The 14,589-nt window shown below is 70.9% G+C and carries 14 protein-coding genes; 9 read left to right on the forward strand and 5 right to left on the reverse strand.

Features of this window, described 5'->3' with window-relative positions:
- Positions 1 to 58: 58 nt before the first annotated feature.
- The 4 genes from recF to dnaA all read right to left on the reverse strand — a co-directional run bounded on the left by recF (position 59) and on the right by dnaA (position 6,596).
- Positions 59 to 1,192, reverse strand: a complete 1,134-nt coding sequence (gene recF, locus OG689_RS21000; protein ID WP_266322468.1) for a DNA replication/repair protein RecF — start codon at positions 1,190 to 1,192, stop codon at positions 59 to 61.
- A gap of 105 nt (positions 1,193 to 1,297) precedes the next feature.
- On the reverse strand, positions 1,298 to 2,173 hold the full coding sequence (gene gnd / locus OG689_RS21005) for a phosphogluconate dehydrogenase (NAD(+)-dependent, decarboxylating) (RefSeq protein WP_266322470.1): 876 nt from the start codon (positions 2,171 to 2,173) through the stop codon (positions 1,298 to 1,300).
- 213 nt (positions 2,174 to 2,386) lie between these two features.
- Entirely contained in the window at positions 2,387 to 3,517 is a 1,131-nt protein-coding gene (dnaN, locus tag OG689_RS21010) for a DNA polymerase III subunit beta (protein WP_073929216.1), read from the reverse strand.
- 1,099 nt (positions 3,518 to 4,616) lie between these two features.
- Positions 4,617 to 6,596 carry a chromosomal replication initiator protein DnaA gene (gene dnaA, locus OG689_RS21015; protein WP_266322473.1) on the reverse strand — a complete coding sequence of 660 codons (1,980 nt, stop codon included), beginning with the start codon at positions 6,594 to 6,596 and terminating at the stop codon, positions 4,617 to 4,619.
- 435 nt (positions 6,597 to 7,031) lie between these two features.
- Here dnaA and rpmH point away from each other — a divergent pair, with 435 nt between their 5' ends.
- The 9 genes from rpmH to OG689_RS21060 all read left to right on the forward strand — a co-directional run bounded on the left by rpmH (position 7,032) and on the right by OG689_RS21060 (position 14,031).
- Positions 7,032 to 7,169, forward strand: a complete 138-nt coding sequence (gene rpmH, locus OG689_RS21020) for a 50S ribosomal protein L34 (protein ID WP_035799375.1) — start codon at positions 7,032 to 7,034, stop codon at positions 7,167 to 7,169.
- 18 nt (positions 7,170 to 7,187) lie between these two features.
- On the forward strand, positions 7,188 to 7,616 hold the full coding sequence (gene rnpA / locus OG689_RS21025) for a ribonuclease P protein component (protein WP_073929214.1): 429 nt from the start codon (positions 7,188 to 7,190) through the stop codon (positions 7,614 to 7,616).
- Positions 7,613 to 7,981 carry a membrane protein insertion efficiency factor YidD gene (yidD, locus tag OG689_RS21030; protein ID WP_266322476.1) on the forward strand — a complete coding sequence of 123 codons (369 nt, stop codon included), beginning with the start codon at positions 7,613 to 7,615 and terminating at the stop codon, positions 7,979 to 7,981. Before rnpA ends, yidD begins: the two co-directional genes overlap by 4 nt.
- 3 nt (positions 7,982 to 7,984) lie before the next feature.
- A complete protein-coding gene (yidC, locus tag OG689_RS21035; protein WP_266322477.1) occupies positions 7,985 to 9,160 on the forward strand; it encodes a membrane protein insertase YidC in 1,176 nt (391 codons plus the stop codon).
- 67 nt (positions 9,161 to 9,227) lie between these two features.
- Positions 9,228 to 9,761: a R3H domain-containing nucleic acid-binding protein gene (locus OG689_RS21040; protein WP_073929211.1), complete on the forward strand. Its 534-nt coding sequence runs from the start codon at positions 9,228 to 9,230 to the stop codon at positions 9,759 to 9,761.
- 162 nt (positions 9,762 to 9,923) lie between these two features.
- Positions 9,924 to 10,715 (forward strand): 16S rRNA (guanine(527)-N(7))-methyltransferase RsmG, encoded by a 792-nt coding sequence (gene rsmG / locus OG689_RS21045; protein ID WP_266322478.1) that lies wholly within the window; start codon positions 9,924 to 9,926, stop codon positions 10,713 to 10,715.
- Between the two features lie 458 nt (positions 10,716 to 11,173).
- Positions 11,174 to 12,142, forward strand: coding sequence for a ParA family protein (locus OG689_RS21050; RefSeq protein WP_266322479.1), 969 nt, complete (start codon positions 11,174 to 11,176; stop codon positions 12,140 to 12,142).
- Complete coding sequence (locus OG689_RS21055) at positions 12,139 to 13,269, forward strand: ParB/RepB/Spo0J family partition protein (protein ID WP_266322480.1); 1,131 nt, start codon at positions 12,139 to 12,141, stop codon at positions 13,267 to 13,269. The genes OG689_RS21050 and OG689_RS21055 overlap by 4 nt, the downstream gene beginning before the upstream one ends.
- A 144-nt stretch (positions 13,270 to 13,413) precedes the next feature.
- Entirely contained in the window at positions 13,414 to 14,031 is a 618-nt protein-coding gene (locus tag OG689_RS21060) for a GNAT family N-acetyltransferase (RefSeq protein ID WP_266322481.1), read from the forward strand.
- A gap of 141 nt (positions 14,032 to 14,172) precedes the next feature.
- On the opposite strand, the gene trxA is transcribed toward OG689_RS21060, so the two are convergent.
- The gene (gene trxA, locus OG689_RS21065; protein WP_073929206.1) at positions 14,173 to 14,499 is read right to left on the reverse strand and encodes a thioredoxin; all 327 of its coding nucleotides are present in this window, start codon (positions 14,497 to 14,499) and stop codon (positions 14,173 to 14,175) included.
- Positions 14,500 to 14,589 lie beyond the last annotated feature (90 nt).

Here is a 14,589-nt window from a genome sequence, read left to right on the forward strand (position 1 = left end):
CGCGGAACACAGGACGCCCGCGGCCCGCGCGGTCGGGCGCCCCTCGGCGGGGGCGCCGTCAAGGGTCCAGCCGGGCGACCTCGCCGTCGGCCACCGCGTACCGGGCGCCGGCCAGCGCCTTCGGCACGTCGTCCGCCACCGCTGCCGTCACCAGCACCTGCTCGCCGCCCGCGACCAGCTCCGCCAGCCGGTCCCGGCGCCGGGCGTCCAGCTCCGCGAACACGTCGTCCAGGATCAGCACCGGCTCGCCCCCGTCCGCCCGCAGCAGTTCGTAGGAGGCCAGCCGCAGCGCCAGCGCGAACGACCAGGACTCCCCGTGGCTGGCGTAGCCCTTGGCGGGCAGCGGGCCCAGCCGCAGCACCAGCTCGTCGCGGTGCGGGCCCACCAGGGTCATGCCGCGCTCGATCTCCTGCTTGCGGGCCGCCAGCATCGCCCCCAGCAACTGCTCCTCGGCCTGCTCCCGGCTGGCCGGCAGCTCGCCCTCGAAGGAGCTCCGGTACTCCAGCACGGTCTCCCCGCCACCGGGGGCCAGCTGCTCGTACGCCTGCCGCACCAGCGGCTGCAGGGCGGCCACCAGCTGCAGCCGGAAGGCCGTCAACTCGGCCCCGGCGCGCGCCAGATGCCCGTCCCAGATCTCCAGGGTGGAGAGGTCCGCGCCCTTGCCGCCGCCGGCCCGGCGGGCCATCGCGGCGGTCTTCAGCAAAGCGTTGCGCTGCTTCAGCACCCGCTCGTAGTCCTGGCGCACACCGGCCAGCCGGGGGGCCCGGGCGGTGAGCAGCTCGTCCAGGAAGCGCCGCCGCTCGCTCGGGTCGCCCTTGACCAGGGCGAGGTCCTCGGGGGCGAACAGCACGGTACGCAGCAGCCCGAGCACGTCGCGCGGACGGACGTTGTCCGAGCGGTTGATCCGGGCCCGGTTGGCCTTGCCCGGGGTGATCTCCAGCTCGACCAGGGTGCTGCGGGTGCCGGCCGTGATCGAGGTGCGGACCACGGCCCGCTCGGCGCCGAGCCGGATCAACGGGGCGTCGGTGGCCACCCGGTGGCTGCCCAGGGTGGCGACGTAGCCGATGGCCTCCACCAGGTTGGTCTTGCCCTGGCCGTTGGGCCCCACGAACGCCGTCACGCCCGGGTCGAGGGGAACCTCGGCGCGGGCGTAGGAGCGGAAGTCGGCGAGCGACAGGTGCGCTACGTGCATGGCTGTGGACTGCGCTCGCCTTCTGGTCCTGCTGGGGAACTTCCTGCTGACGACGTACCGGAGGTGGACCACGCGGCCAGGGCCGCGCGGTCCACAGCCTGTGGACTACTTGTTCTCGACCGCGTGGCCGCCGAACTGGTTGCGCAGCGCGGCGATCATCTTCATCTGCGGGGAGTCGTCCTGGCGGGAGGCGAAGCGGGCGAACAGCGAGGCGGTGATGGCCGGCAGCGGGACCGCGTGGTCGATGGCGGCCTCGACCGTCCAGCGGCCCTCGCCGGAGTCGGCGGCCCAGCCCTTGAGCTTGGCCAGGTGCTCGTCGTCGTCCAGCGCGCGGACGGCGAGGTCGAGCAGCCAGGAACGGATGACCGTGCCCTCCTGCCAGCTGCGGAAGACCTCGCGCACGTCGGTGACCTCGGGGGCGGCCTCCAGCAGCTCCCAGCCCTCGGCGAAGGCCTGCATCATGGCGTACTCGATGCCGTTGTGGACCATCTTCGCGAAGTGGCCGGCGCCGACCGCACCCGCGTGCACCGCGCCGAACTCGCCCTCGGGCTTGAGGGCGTCGAAGACCGGCTGCGCCTTGGCCACGTGCTCGGCGTCGCCGCCGTACATCAGGGCGTAGCCGTTCTCCAGGCCCCAGACACCGCCGGAGACACCGCAGTCGACGAAGCCGATGCCCTTGGCGGCCAGCGACTCGGCGTGCTTGATGTCGTCCGTCCAGCGGGAGTTGCCGCCGTCGACGACCACGTCACCGGGGGAGAGCAGCTCGGCGAGCTCGTCGACGGTCGCCTGGGTGGCGGCGCCTGCCGGGACCATCACCCACACCACGCGGGGACCCTGGAGCTTGTTGATCAGCTCCTGCAGGCTGTCGACGTCGGAGACGTCGGGGTTGCGGTCGTAGCCGATGACGGTGTGGCCGGCGCGGCGGATCCGCTCGCGCATGTTGCCGCCCATCTTGCCGAGACCGATGAGGCCGAGCTCCATGACCAAGTCCTTACCTGTGGTGACGTGCATGACGACGGCGCCGTTGCCGCACTGCCTGAGCCTACGCCGGAAGGGGACGCGCCCATGGTCGGCGAGCCGCCGACACAACGGGCGCGGCCTCCGCCGGTCGTCCTGACCGGCGGAGGCCGTCCACAGCTTGTGCACAGCCTGTGGGTACAGCTGAGGGTGTCACCCGGCCGGGGCCGGACCGGATCAGCCGGAGAGGCGGACCGGCATGATCAGGTACTGGTAGGCCTCGTCCGCCTCGGCGTCCACCGCGGGCTTGCCGCTCAGCAGGGCCGGCTTGGTCGAGGTGGTGAAGCTGAGCTGGGCGTACGCGGAGTCGATGGCCTTGAGGCCCTCCTCCAGGTAGCCGGGGTTGAACGCGATCGAGATGTCGTCGCCCTCGAGGTCGGCGTCGATCCGCTCGGTGGCCTGGGCGTCGTCGCCGGAGCCGGCCTCCAGGGTCAGCACGCCCTGCTCGAAGTTGAGCCGCACGGGGGTGTTGCGCTCGGCGACCAGCGAGACGCGCTTGAGCGCCTCCAGGAAGGGCTGGGTCTGGATCGCCGCGACCGCGTTGAACTCGGTCGGGAAGAGGCTGCGGAACTTCGGGAACTCACCCTCCAGCAGGCGGGTGGTCGTCCGGCGGCCGGCACCCTCGAAGCCGATCAGGCCCTCGCCCGCGCCGCCCGAGGCCAGCGCGATGGAGACGGTGTCGCCGCTGCCCAGGGACTTGGCGATGTCCTGCAGGGTCTTGGCGGGCACGAGCGCGACGGCGGAGATGTCGGCCTGCTCGGGCTTCCACATGAGCTCGCGGACCGCGAAGCGGTAGCGGTCGGTGGCGGCCAGGGTGATCCGGTCGCCCTCGATCTCGACCCGCACACCGGTGAGCACCGGCAGGGTGTCGTCACGGCCGGCCGCGACCGCCGCCTGGCTGACCGCCGAGGCGAACACGTCGCCCGGGACGGTGCCGGTGGCGGTCGGCATCTGCGGCAGCGCCGGGTACTCGTCCACCGGCAGGGTCGGCAGGGTGAACCGCGAGCTGCCGCAGACCACGCTGACCCGCTGGCCGTCGGTGGAGATCTCCACAGGCCTGTTGGGAAGGTTGCGCGAGATGTCGTTCAGCAGCCGGCCGGAGACCAGGACGGTGCCGGCCTCCTCCACGTCCGCCTCGAGCTCGACCCGGGCCGAGACCTCGTAGTCGAATCCGGACAGCGCCAGGCTGCCCTCCTGTGCCGTCAGCAGCAGGCCGGCCAGCACCGGCACCGGCGGCCGCGCCGGGAGGCTGCGAGCAGCCCAGGCCACCGCCTCCGCGAGGACGTCACGCTCCACCCGGAACTTCACCGGTAACCGCCTCCTGGATCGAGCTCTCGCTCGCACGTCTCTGGTTCGTCTTGATCGTCTGGTGGCACCTGCCCGCCGAGCTCTGCCACTCCGCATCCGGTTGCCGAAGGACAGTCTGACGTACTCCACCGACAGACGGGGCAGACGGGCGGAAGCAAGCCGAACAAGTGTCGGGCGACGGTTGTCCACAGATTTCGGCCCACCCCCTGTTAACCGAGTTCCAGGGGTCTATAGGTGTAGTGGTAGTAGTAGGGCCTGTGGATACCGTGGATAACCCTGTTTTCGCAGGTCAGGCCACCTTTTTTGTCCACAGAGCCTGTGGACGCCACCGGTGGATAACCAGGGCCCGCTGTGGATGGCGGAGCGTTACCCACAGGGCACGCTGTGTATCCACAGGTTATCCCCAGGGCTGTCCCCAGATCATGCACCGGTTATCCACGGGCCTCGGTCAACATTACGTGACGCCTTTCACACCGGGGCATGAACGGCCGGGCAATGTTGTCGAACTGTGGACGCTGCTGTGGAGAACCTGGGGATAACCGGCCGCTGCCTGGGGACAAGCGGTGGACAACCCGGACGGCCTACTGACGGGCTGCCAGATGTCCACAGGCTGTGGATAACTGTTGTGCACAAGTCCACAGGCACCTGACCTGCGCTGAAGAGCGTAGCGGCGTAGCCCCTGTGGAGGAATTCTGGATAACTTCCGGCTCCCCAGGCTGTGGACGGGGAAAAGTCACCCGCTCCTGTGGACAACGACCCTCGGGGCCTGGTCCGTTCGAATACCTGGTCAGATGTTCGGCGAGGCGGTCCGCCTGGCGATCCGTCCGTTGCGGGCATCCTGCCCCGCAATCCCGGGCCGTACACACCCGGGGTGCGGCAATCCGACGGCCCGGTGCCTTTGTGCCGCACCCCGTGGGCGGCCCGGTAGGCCATTCCCCCGCGCGCCCCCGGCAGCGGCCCCCATGGGGCGCCGGAGGCCCCGGAGCCCGCCGGACGGACCAGCCGTGGACGCCCGGCGGGCCCGCCCCCCGGACATGCCGAAGGGGCGCCGGGAACCTGCCCCGACACCCCTGTGGATGCCTCAACCGCCCTGCCGCGGTCAGCTCTTGATGCGGTTGGTCAGCTCGGTGACCTGGTTGTAGATGGAGCGCCGCTCGGCCATCAGCGAGCGGATCTTGCGGTCTGCGTGCATCACCGTGGTGTGGTCCCGGCCGCCGAACTGCGCGCCGATCTTCGGCAGCGAGAGGTCGGTCAGCTCGCGGCAGAGGTACATCGCAATCTGACGCGCCGTCACCAGTACGCGGCTGCGCGAGGATCCGCAGAGGTCGTCGACGCCCAGGCCGAAGTACGCGGCGGTCTGCTGCATGATGACCTGCGCGGTGATCTCCGGGCCGGCGTCCTCGTCGCCGCCGGGGATCAGGTCCTTGAGGACGATGCCCGCCAACTCCAGGTCCACCGGCGCCCGGTTGAGGTTGGCGAACGCGGTGACCCGGATCAGCGCCCCCTCCAACTCCCGGATGTTGCGGGTGATCCGGGACGCGATGAACTCCAGCACATCGGCAGGGGCGTTGAGTTGCTCCTGGATCGCCTTCTTGCGCAGGATCGCGATCCGGGTCTCCAGCTCGGGCGGGGTGACATCGGTGATCAGCCCCCACTCGAAGCGGTTGCGGAGCCGGTCCTCCAGCGTGATCAGCTGCTTGGGCGGCCGGTCGGAGGAGAGCACGATCTGCTTGTTGGCGTTGTGCAGGGTGTTGAAGGTGTGGAAGAACTCCTCCTGCGTGGACTCCTTGCTGGCCAGGAACTGCACGTCGTCGACCAGCAGGATGTCCATGTCCCGGTAGCGCTTGCGGAACGCGTCCGCCTTGCCGTCCCGGATCGAGTTGATGAACTCGTTGGTGAACTCCTCGGAGCTCACGTACCGCACCCGGGTCCCCGGGAAGAGGCTGCGCGAGTAGTGCCCGATGGCGTGCAACAGGTGGGTCTTGCCGAGCCCGGACTCCCCGTAGATGAACAGCGGGTTGTACGCCTTGGCGGGCGCCTCGGCCACCGCCACCGCGGCGGCGTGCGCGAAGCGGTTGCTGGCGCCGATGACGAAGGTGTCGAAGAGGTACTTGGGGTTCAGCCGGGCGGCCGGCTCGTCCTTGCGGGAGCCGCCCGCCGGGGGAGCGCCCGGCGGCGCGGGCACCCCCGGGCTGGGGCTGCGGTCCGGTAGGCCGGGGCGACCCGTGCGCTCCGGGGGCTCCGGCTGGGGACGGACGGCCGGCACCGAGCGGGGCCGGGGGTCTGAGGAGAGCGAGCCGTTGTCGGAGGCGTCCTGCGGCGGACGGCCCCCGGGTCGGCGCCCGCCCGGCCGGACATCGCCCGGCGCCGGGCCGTACGCGCCGCCGAAGAGGTCGCCCTGCCCGCCGGCCGGCGGGCCCTGGTGCTCCGGCTGCTCGCGGTAGCCCTGCCGGGGCGGCTGCTCCTGGTCCTGGTAGCCGCCCTGCTGGTCCCAGGCCGGGCCCTGGTTGTCGGCCGCCGGCCAGGACTGCGGGGCGCCGCCGTACGGCGCGGGGCGCTGCTCGTAGCCGGCGGTGTCGTACCGGCCGCGCTCGTAGCCCTGGTCGTAGGAGCGGTCGTAGGGACGCCCGTACTCCTCGGCGGCCGGCGGGTAGGCCTCGGGCCGGGCGGAGCGGTAGTCCGGCTCCTCGCGGTACGGCGGCTGGGCGGGCTGGTCGGACCACTCGGCCGGGCGGCCTTGGCCGTCCTCGGGGCCCTGCCGGGGCTGCGGTTCGGCGGGTGCCTGCGGGGCGGGAGCGGCGGCCGGCGGGACGGCGTTGGCGTCCACCATCACGGCGATCCGGACCGGGCGGCCGAACTCGCGGCTCAGCGCGTCGCTCAGCTGCGGCAGCAGCCGGCCCTCCAGCACCTGCTTGGCGAACTCGTTCGGCGCCGCCAGCAGAGCCGTGTCGTGCATCATCCACATCGGCTGGGTCCGGCGCACCCACTGCTTGTCCTTGTCACCGACATCCGGGTCGTTGACCAGCCGCTCGACGACCCTCGCCCAGACCGGGACGAGATCGCTGTTGACTTCAGCCACTGGTGCACGCTTTCTCGGTTCCCCGCGGCTCCAGCAGGGGTTGATGGATCTAGAGACTGTGGATCGGAGAAGGATCGAAGAACAAACCAGACAAGTCCTGCAACGGTAGTCAGCGGGCAGACCTGATTCAAGTCGTTGTCCACAGGCTGTGGGCGACGGGGACCCTTGGGCCACGGGCGTGTCATCACCCGGTTTGACCCTCGGACCCGCTGCCGCGTACCGTAACCAGGTCGAGTTGTCGATGGCCGCTGCCGCATGTCCGCGGGTCCACCCGCTTCACATAAGGCGCGCAGCACGGGCGCCGTGGATGTCCAGAACCCCAGCAGACCTGGGAGGACGGGCCGGATTTCCTATTTCCAAGGGGAGATCACGCGGACGCACGGTGACGGCCAAGCGACCCCCCGTCATCCTACGATTCACCTCAGGAGCCCCCGAGTGAGCAAGCGCACCTTCCAGCCGAACAACCGTCGTCGCGCGAAGACCCACGGCTTCCGGCTGCGTATGCGTACGCGCGCCGGCCGCGCCATCCTGGCGACCCGCCGCGCCAAGGGCCGTACCAACATCTCCGCCTGATCCGCGCCAGAGTCTGTTGTGCTGCCCTCCGAGAACCGGCTGCGGCGGCGCCAGGACTTCGCGACCGCGGTGAAACGCGGTCGACGGGCCGGCCGGCCCCTTCTGGTCGTCCATCTCAGCAGAGACGGTGACCCCGGGGGGCAGGCCGACCGGACCAGCGACTTCCGCCCGCACGTCGCCGAGGGGACTCCTTCGGCGCGTGCGGGTTTCGTCGTGAGCAAGGCCGTGGGTTCCGCGGTCGTGCGCAACCTGGTGAAGCGTCGCCTGCGTCACCTGGTCCGTGATCGTCTGTCCAGGCTGCCCGCCGGTAGCCTGATAGTGGTGCGCGCGCTGCCCCCGGCAGGGTCCGCCTCGTACCACGATCTTGAGCACGACCTGGACGCGGCCCTGAAGCGGCTGCTCCGGGCGGAGCCGACCGCCACCGTGCCGACGGGAGCAGGGCGATGAAGTACCTGCTGATGGGTCTGATCCGGGTCTACCAGTGGACCATCAGCCCGCTGCTCGGTCCGGTCTGCCGCTACTACCCGTCGTGCTCCCACTACGGCTACGAGGCCGTCCGGGTGCACGGTGCGATCAAGGGCGGCGGTCTGACCGTCTGGCGAATCCTGCGCTGCAACCCGTGGACACCCGGTGGGGTGGACCACGTGCCGGCACGCAAGCACCCGGTGTGGCACCGCCGGCTGCGTGACCTGTTGACCTCCCGTGGCAGGGCCGACACCGGCATACCGGTGACCGCGCCCTCCGCCGGTCCGGAGCCCGAGGGCCCGGAGACCATCGGCCCGGTGGCCGATCCCAATGTCCAAGGAGCCTGACCGGTGACCTTCTCCTTCCTCAGTCCGCTGTACACCATGGTGTCCTGGATCATCGTCCAGTTCCATTCGCTGTACAGCCATGTCTTCGACCCGGACGGCGGCTGGGCCTGGGGCCTGGCCATCGCCTCGATGGTGATCGTCATCCGGATCTGCCTGATCCCGCTCTTCGTGAAGCAGATCAAGGCGACCCGGGCCATGCAGGCGATCCAGCCGAAGATGAAGGCCATCCAGGAGCGCTACAAGAACGACAAGCAGCGCCAGTCCGAAGAGATGATGAAGCTGTACAAGGAGGCGGGTACCAACCCGTTCTCCAGCTGCCTTCCCATCCTCGTGCAGGCGCCGTTCTTCACCGCTCTCTACGGTGTGCTGGCCTCGGTGGCCAAGAACAAGCCGATCGGCGTCATCGACGGCGCCCTGCTGGTCAGTGCCGGCAAGGCACACATCTTCGGCGCCCCGCTGTCCGCCACCTTCCTGAGCAGCAACGAGGTCAGCGTCAAGATCGTCACTGCCGTGATGATCATCATGATGTCGGCGTCGCAGTTCATCACCCAGCGCCAGCTGATGACCAAGAACATGGACCTCACGGTCAAGACGCCGTTCATGCAGCAGCAGAAGATGCTGATGTACGTCTTCCCGATCATGTTCGCCGTGATGGGCATCAACTTCCCCGTCGGTGTCCTCGTCTACTGGCTGACCACCAACGTGTGGTCGATGGGCCAGCAGCTGATCGTCATCCGCAACAACCCGACGCCCGGCAGCAAGGCCTGGGACGAGCGTCAGGCGCGGCTGAAGAAGGCCGGCCGGCTCAACCCGGACGGCACCGCGATCAAGGGCAAGTTCTTCGGTCTGATCCCCGCCACCGGCACCAAGCAGGCGTCCGCCGAGGCCGTCGTCGAGGAGTCGGTGCAGGTCCGCCGGCAGCAGCCGCGCAAGCTGACCAAGGCCCAGCGCCAGCACGGCGCCGCCCAGCCGGTCGGGCTGACCAAGGACGACCAGCCGCAGGACGCCGTGCCCGAGGAGGCCGTGTCCGAGGACGCCGTGGCCGCCGAGACCGGGACGGCCGTCAAGACCCCGGCCAAGCAGGCCGTCGGCAAGCAGACCTCCGCCAAGCAGGGCGCCCGCCAGCAGCCGAAGCGCGGCGGACCGCAGGGTGGCCAGCGGCCGAGGAAGAAGTCCTGACCGGACCTCCCCCCGAACTTCGTTCCCGGCCCGCCAACCCGGGCCCCACTTCCGAAGGAGTCCACCAGTGACGGAAGGCACCACCACCTCCGCTGTCGAAGCCGAGGCCGAGGGCAGCGCCGACGACAGCCTCATCGCGCGCCTCGAGCAGGAGGGCGAGATCGCGGCCGACTACCTCGAGGGTCTGCTCGACATCGCCGACCTCGACGGTGACATCGACATGGACGTCGAGGGCGACCGAGCCCTGGTCTCCATCGTCGGTGAGGGCAACGACCGCGCGCTGCAGCGCCTGGTCGGCCAGGACGGCGAGGTGCTGGAGGCGCTGCAGGAGCTGACCCGGTTGGCCGTCCACCGGGAGACCGGCGAGCGCAGCCGTCTCATGCTGGACATCGCCGGTTTCCGGGCCCGTAAGCGGTCCGAGCTGGCGACGCTCGGCGCGCAGGCGGCCGAGCAGGTCAAGAGCACGGGTGAGCAGGTCAAGCTGCGGCCGATGACGCCGTTCGAGCGCAAGGTCGTCCACGACGCCGTCGCCGCCGCGGGGCTGCGCAGCGAGTCCGAGGGCGAGGAGCCGCAGCGTTTCGTGGTCGTGCTGCCGGGCTGAAGCCGGTGACATCGCGGCCGCGGCCGCGATGCCTGTCGACCCCGTCCGCCGTGTGCGGGCGGGGTCGTCGTCCCTTTGCGGAGCGCACCGTTTGGCGGGAGATGTTTCACGTGAAACGGTGCTGGAGTGCGGTCGGTGGTTTCGGTGAGCGGAGAGGCTGAGATGGACACGGAGAGTGGGGCTCCCGGCGGCGATGCGGCCGCCGAGAGCGTGGAGGGCCCGGGCGAGGCTCCGGCCGCGGCACGGGCGATCTTCGGGGAGCGGTTCGATTCCGCGGTCCGCTACACCGAGCTGCTGGCGACGGCCGGCGTCCAGCGCGGCCTGATCGGCCCGCGCGAGGTGCCCAGGCTCTGGGACCGCCATGTACTGAACTGCGCCGTGCTGGCCGAGCTGCTGCCCGCCGGATCTTCGCTCTGCGACGTCGGCTCCGGCGCCGGACTGCCCGGCATCCCGGTCGCGCTGGCCCGCCCGGACGTCTCGGTCACCCTGCTGGAACCGCTGCTGCGTCGGACCACCTTCCTGGAGGAGGTGGTCCGCGAGCTGGGGCTGGAGAACGTCACCGTCGTGCGCGGCCGCGCCGAGGAGATGATCGGCAAGCTCGCGGTCGACGTCGTCACCGCCCGGGCGGTTGCGCCGCTGGACCGACTGGCCGGCTGGGGCATGCCGCTGCTGCGTCCGCACGGGCAGATGCTCGCGCTCAAGGGTGACACCGCCGAGCAGGAGCTGGCCGAGAACCGGGCCGGGCTGGCCAAGCTCGGGGCGGTGGAGTCCTCGGTGATCTCGGTGGGCGAAGGCACTCTGGAGACCTCGACCCGGGTGATCCAGGTCAAGGCGGGGGAGAGTCCCGGCGGGGTCAAGGCCGCCACCCGGCGGGCCAGGGCGGCCCGGGCCGGGCGGGCCGCGACCGGCAAGAGCGCCGAGCGCGGGCGCGGGGCGGGACGCCGGCGGCGCTGATCCGCCGGGCGCCCCGGGTTCGGGTGCGCGGGAGCCGGTGAGCAGGAATCGCTGAACGGGCGGGTGGTCCTCGGACCGCCCGCCCGTTTCCGTTGCCCGGGGCGGCCTGGCGGCCTGGCGGCCTGGCAGGTCGGTGCGGGCGGCGGGAGCGGCTCGGGGATGGCCACGCCTTCTGTGGTCCTGCGCAGGGGGCCCGGGGAGTCCAGGGGGCGCCGGGATTGTCCTTGCCGGTGTCGACGCCGATGGCTGGTGGCGGGTGGTCCGGCGGACGGCCAACAGGGTGACGCCGAAGCCACGGAGTGTCGCAGCGTCAGATTTCCGACATAGCGGGCATGGTGTTTCACGTGAAACGTCGCGCTCTGCTCTCCGGAAGTTTCGACCTGCGGCTTCGCCGTGGGCTTGGTCGCACCTGGGCGGCGACTGTTGCCGCTCCGGTTTCACGTGAAACACTGACCCCTATGCAGGACTCCGAGACCATCGACCAGATCGACGACACGCCCATCGCGCGTGCCGCCCAGGCCGCGGTTCAGGCCATCGGGCGGGCCGGCGAGGGCCTCCCCCGGCCGGCCGTCACCCGGGTGATCGTGGTGGCCAACCAGAAGGGCGGGGTGGGGAAGACCACCACCACCGTCAACCTGGCGGCTTCGCTCGCCATGCACGGACTGCGCGTCCTCGTGGTGGACCTCGACCCGCAGGGCAACGCCTCCACGGCGCTCGGGATCGACCACCACGCCGAGGTGCCGTCGATCTACGACGTCCTGGTCGAGGGCAAGCCCCTCGCCGACGTGGTCCAGCCGGTGGTCGACGTGGAGGGGCTGTTCTGCGTCCCCGCGACCATCGACCTGGCCGGCGCCGAGATCGAGCTGGTCTCCCTGGTGGCCCGCGAAGGCAGGCTCCAGCGCGCCATCGCCGCCTACGAGCAGCCGCTCGACTACATCCTGATCGACTGCCCGCCCTCGCTCGGCCTGCTCACGGTCAACGCGCTGGTGGCCGGGCAGGAGGTGCTGATCCCGATCCAGTGCGAGTACTACGCGCTGGAGGGGCTCGGCCAGCTGCTGCGCAACGTCGAGCTGGTGCGGGCCCACCTCAACCCCGCGCTGCACGTCTCCACCATCCTCCTCACCATGTACGACGCCCGGACGAGGCTCGCGGCCCAGGTGGCGGAGGAGGTGCGGACGCACTTCCAGCAGGAGGTGCTGCAGACCGCCATCCCGCGCTCGGTCCGCGTCTCGGAGGCGCCGAGCTACGGGCAGACGGTGCTCACGTACGATCCGGGTTCCACCGGTGCGTTGTCGTACCTGGAGGCCGCCCGCGAGCTGGCACTCCGCGGCGCGGCCACCGGAACCGGCATGGTGGGACAGCAGCGTGGCGCGGCCCAGGCCGCCCACCAGATGGTTCAGCACAGCACGACGGAGGACAATCGGTGAGTGTTCGCAGGGGCTTGGGACGAGGGATCGGGGCACTGATCCCGGCCACGACGCCGGTGGCGGCCGGCGCGGTGGCATCGCCCCGGACGGCGGAGCCCGCGCCGGGGGAGGCGCTCGTCGAGAGCGCGCCGGCGCGTGGAGCGGCACCGCTGCTGCCCACCGGGCGGGGCACGGTGGCGGCCAAGGCCGCGGCCGAGAGCGCCCGTGAGTCGCGGTCGGAGGTACCCGAGCAGCCGGTGGCGCCGGCCGCCGATCCTGCCGGGGCCATCCAGCTGGCCCCGGTCGACGGGGCCCGGTTCGCCGAGCTGCCGCTGGACTCGATCACGCCGAACCCCCGCCAGCCCCGCGAGGTCTTCGACGAGGACAAGCTGGCCGAGCTGGTCGCCTCCATCAAGGAGGTGGGCCTGCTCCAGCCGGTGGTGGTGCGCCAGGTCGGCGAGGAGCGCTACGAGCTCATCATGGGCGAGCGGCGCTGGCGGGCCTCCCGGGAGGCCGGGCTGGAGCAGATCCCCGCGATCGTCCGGGCCACCGAGGACGACAAGCTGCTGCTGGAAGGGCTCCTGGAGAACCTGCACCGGGCCGAGCTGAACCCGCTGGAGGAGGGCGCCGCGTACGACCAGCTGCTGCGCGACTTCTCCTGCACGCACGACGAGCTGGCCGACCGGATCGGCCGCTCGCGCTCGCACGTCTCCAACACCCTGCGGCTGCTCAACCTCTCCCCCGCCGTGCAGCGCCGGGTCGCCGCCGGTGTGCTGACCGCCGGCCACGCCCGGGCGCTGCTGAGTGTCGGCGACGGCGAGCAGCAGGACGCGCTGGCGAAGCGGATCGTCGCGGAGGGTCTCTCGGTGCGGACCACCGAGGAGATCGCCAAGCTGATGGCGAGTGAGGACAAGCCGCAGCGGGCCAACGGCCCGAAGGCGGGCAAGCTGCTCTCGCCGGCCTTCAACGACCTGGCGGGCCGGCTCTCGGACCGCTTCGAGACCCGGGTCAAGGTCGAGGTCTCGCAGCGCGGCGGCAAGCTCGGCAAGGGCAAGGTCGTTCTGGAGTTCGCGTCGGTGGACGACCTCAACCGCATCCTGGACAGCCTGGCACCCGGGGAGGACGGGCTGCGGCTGTCGCAGAGCTGAACGGCGAGCTGGACCGATGGGTGCATGCTTCACAGGGAACCGCGGACACCGAACCGCGTTTCACGTGAAACATGCACCCATCGGCGTGTGGAGCGCGGGCTCCTAGGGGGGAATGCTCGAAGTGAGGACGAGGAGGTGCGGGGCATGGGACGCAGGATCGCCCCGCTGACGTTGGACAATCTCGGCGATCTGCCGAACACCTGCCGCTCCTGCGTGTTCTGGGAGCTGGACCCGGTCACCGCCAGGGAGGCGGTGGAGGCCGGGAAGCCCGAGCTGGAGAAGGAGGGGTGGATCTCCGCCGTTCTGCTGGAATGGGGCTCCTGCGGCCGGATCGTGTACGTGGACGACGACCCGGCCGGCTTCGTGACCTACGCACCACCGGCCTACGTGCCGCGTTCGCTGGCCTTCCCGACCAGTCCGGTGTCTCCTGACGCGGTGCTGCTGATGGTCAGCCGGGTGCTGCCCGGCTACCAGCGGCAGGGGCTGGGTCGGGTGCTGGTCCAGACGGTGGTGAAGGACCTGATGGGGCGCGGGGTCCGGGCGATCGAGGCTTTCGGGGCGGTCGGTCCGGAGCGTCCGAGCTGTGTCCTGCCGGCGGAGCACCTGCTCGCGGTCGGCTTCAAGACGGTCCGACCGCACCGCCGGTACCCGAGGCTGCGGCTGGAGGCGCGGACCGCGCTCTCGTGGAAGGGCGACATGGAGGTGGCCCTGGAACGGCTGCTGGGCGGGGCGCGTAAGGAGCCGGCTCTCCGGCCGTTCTGAGTGGACACCCCGGGTCGGCGGGGCAGGTGCCGACCCGGCCGGCCGGCGCCGCAGGACGAGCGCGGGAACGGCTGAGGGTGGGAACGGCTGAGGCGGGACTCCCCGGTGGGGAGTCCCGCCTCAGCCGTAGGACCGGGGAGCCTAGATGAACTCGGCCAGCTCGCGCAGGAGGGCGGCCTTCGGGCGGGCACCGGTGATGGACTTCACCGGCTGGCCGTCCTTGTAGACGATCATCGTCGGGATCGAGATGACGTTGTAGGCCGCGGCCGTCTGCTGGTTGGCGTCGACGTCGAGCTTCGCGATGGTCAGCTTGTCGCCGTGCTCGCCCGCGATCTCTTCGAGAATCGGGGCGATCTGGCGGCACGGGCCGCACCAGGTGGCCCAGAAATCGACCAGGACGGGCTTGTCGCTCTTGAGGACGTCGGCCTCGAAGGACGCGTCGGTCACGATGTTGGTGGCGCCGGCCACGGTAGCTCCTAAGGGTCACGGACGAGTGTTGCCGCCAGGACAACAACGGCGGGGGCCGTTATGTTTCTGTCCCGGCCGAGGGGGGTGGGT

Origin of the sequence: Kitasatospora sp. NBC_00240 (genome assembly GCF_026342405.1) — a bacterium.
In the GTDB taxonomy this organism is placed as follows: domain Bacteria; phylum Actinomycetota; class Actinomycetes; order Streptomycetales; family Streptomycetaceae; genus Kitasatospora.

What these genes read in the sequence shown, in the direction of transcription:
- recF (WP_266322468.1), bottom strand. Translation starts at nt 1,192, where the DNA reads ATGCACGTAGCGCACCTGTCGCTCGCCGACTTCCGCTCCTACGCCCGC.
- gnd (WP_266322470.1), bottom strand. Translation starts at nt 2,173, where the DNA reads ATGGAGCTCGGCCTCATCGGTCTCGGCAAGATGGGCGGCAACATGCGC.
- yidD (WP_266322476.1), top strand. Translation starts at nt 7,613, where the DNA reads ATGAAGTACCTGCTGATGGGTCTGATCCGGGTCTACCAGTGGACCATC.
- rsmG (WP_266322478.1), top strand. Translation starts at nt 9,924, where the DNA reads ATGGACACGGAGAGTGGGGCTCCCGGCGGCGATGCGGCCGCCGAGAGC.
- OG689_RS21050 (WP_266322479.1), top strand. Translation starts at nt 11,174, where the DNA reads ATGCAGGACTCCGAGACCATCGACCAGATCGACGACACGCCCATCGCG.
- OG689_RS21060 (WP_266322481.1), top strand. Translation starts at nt 13,414, where the DNA reads ATGGGACGCAGGATCGCCCCGCTGACGTTGGACAATCTCGGCGATCTG.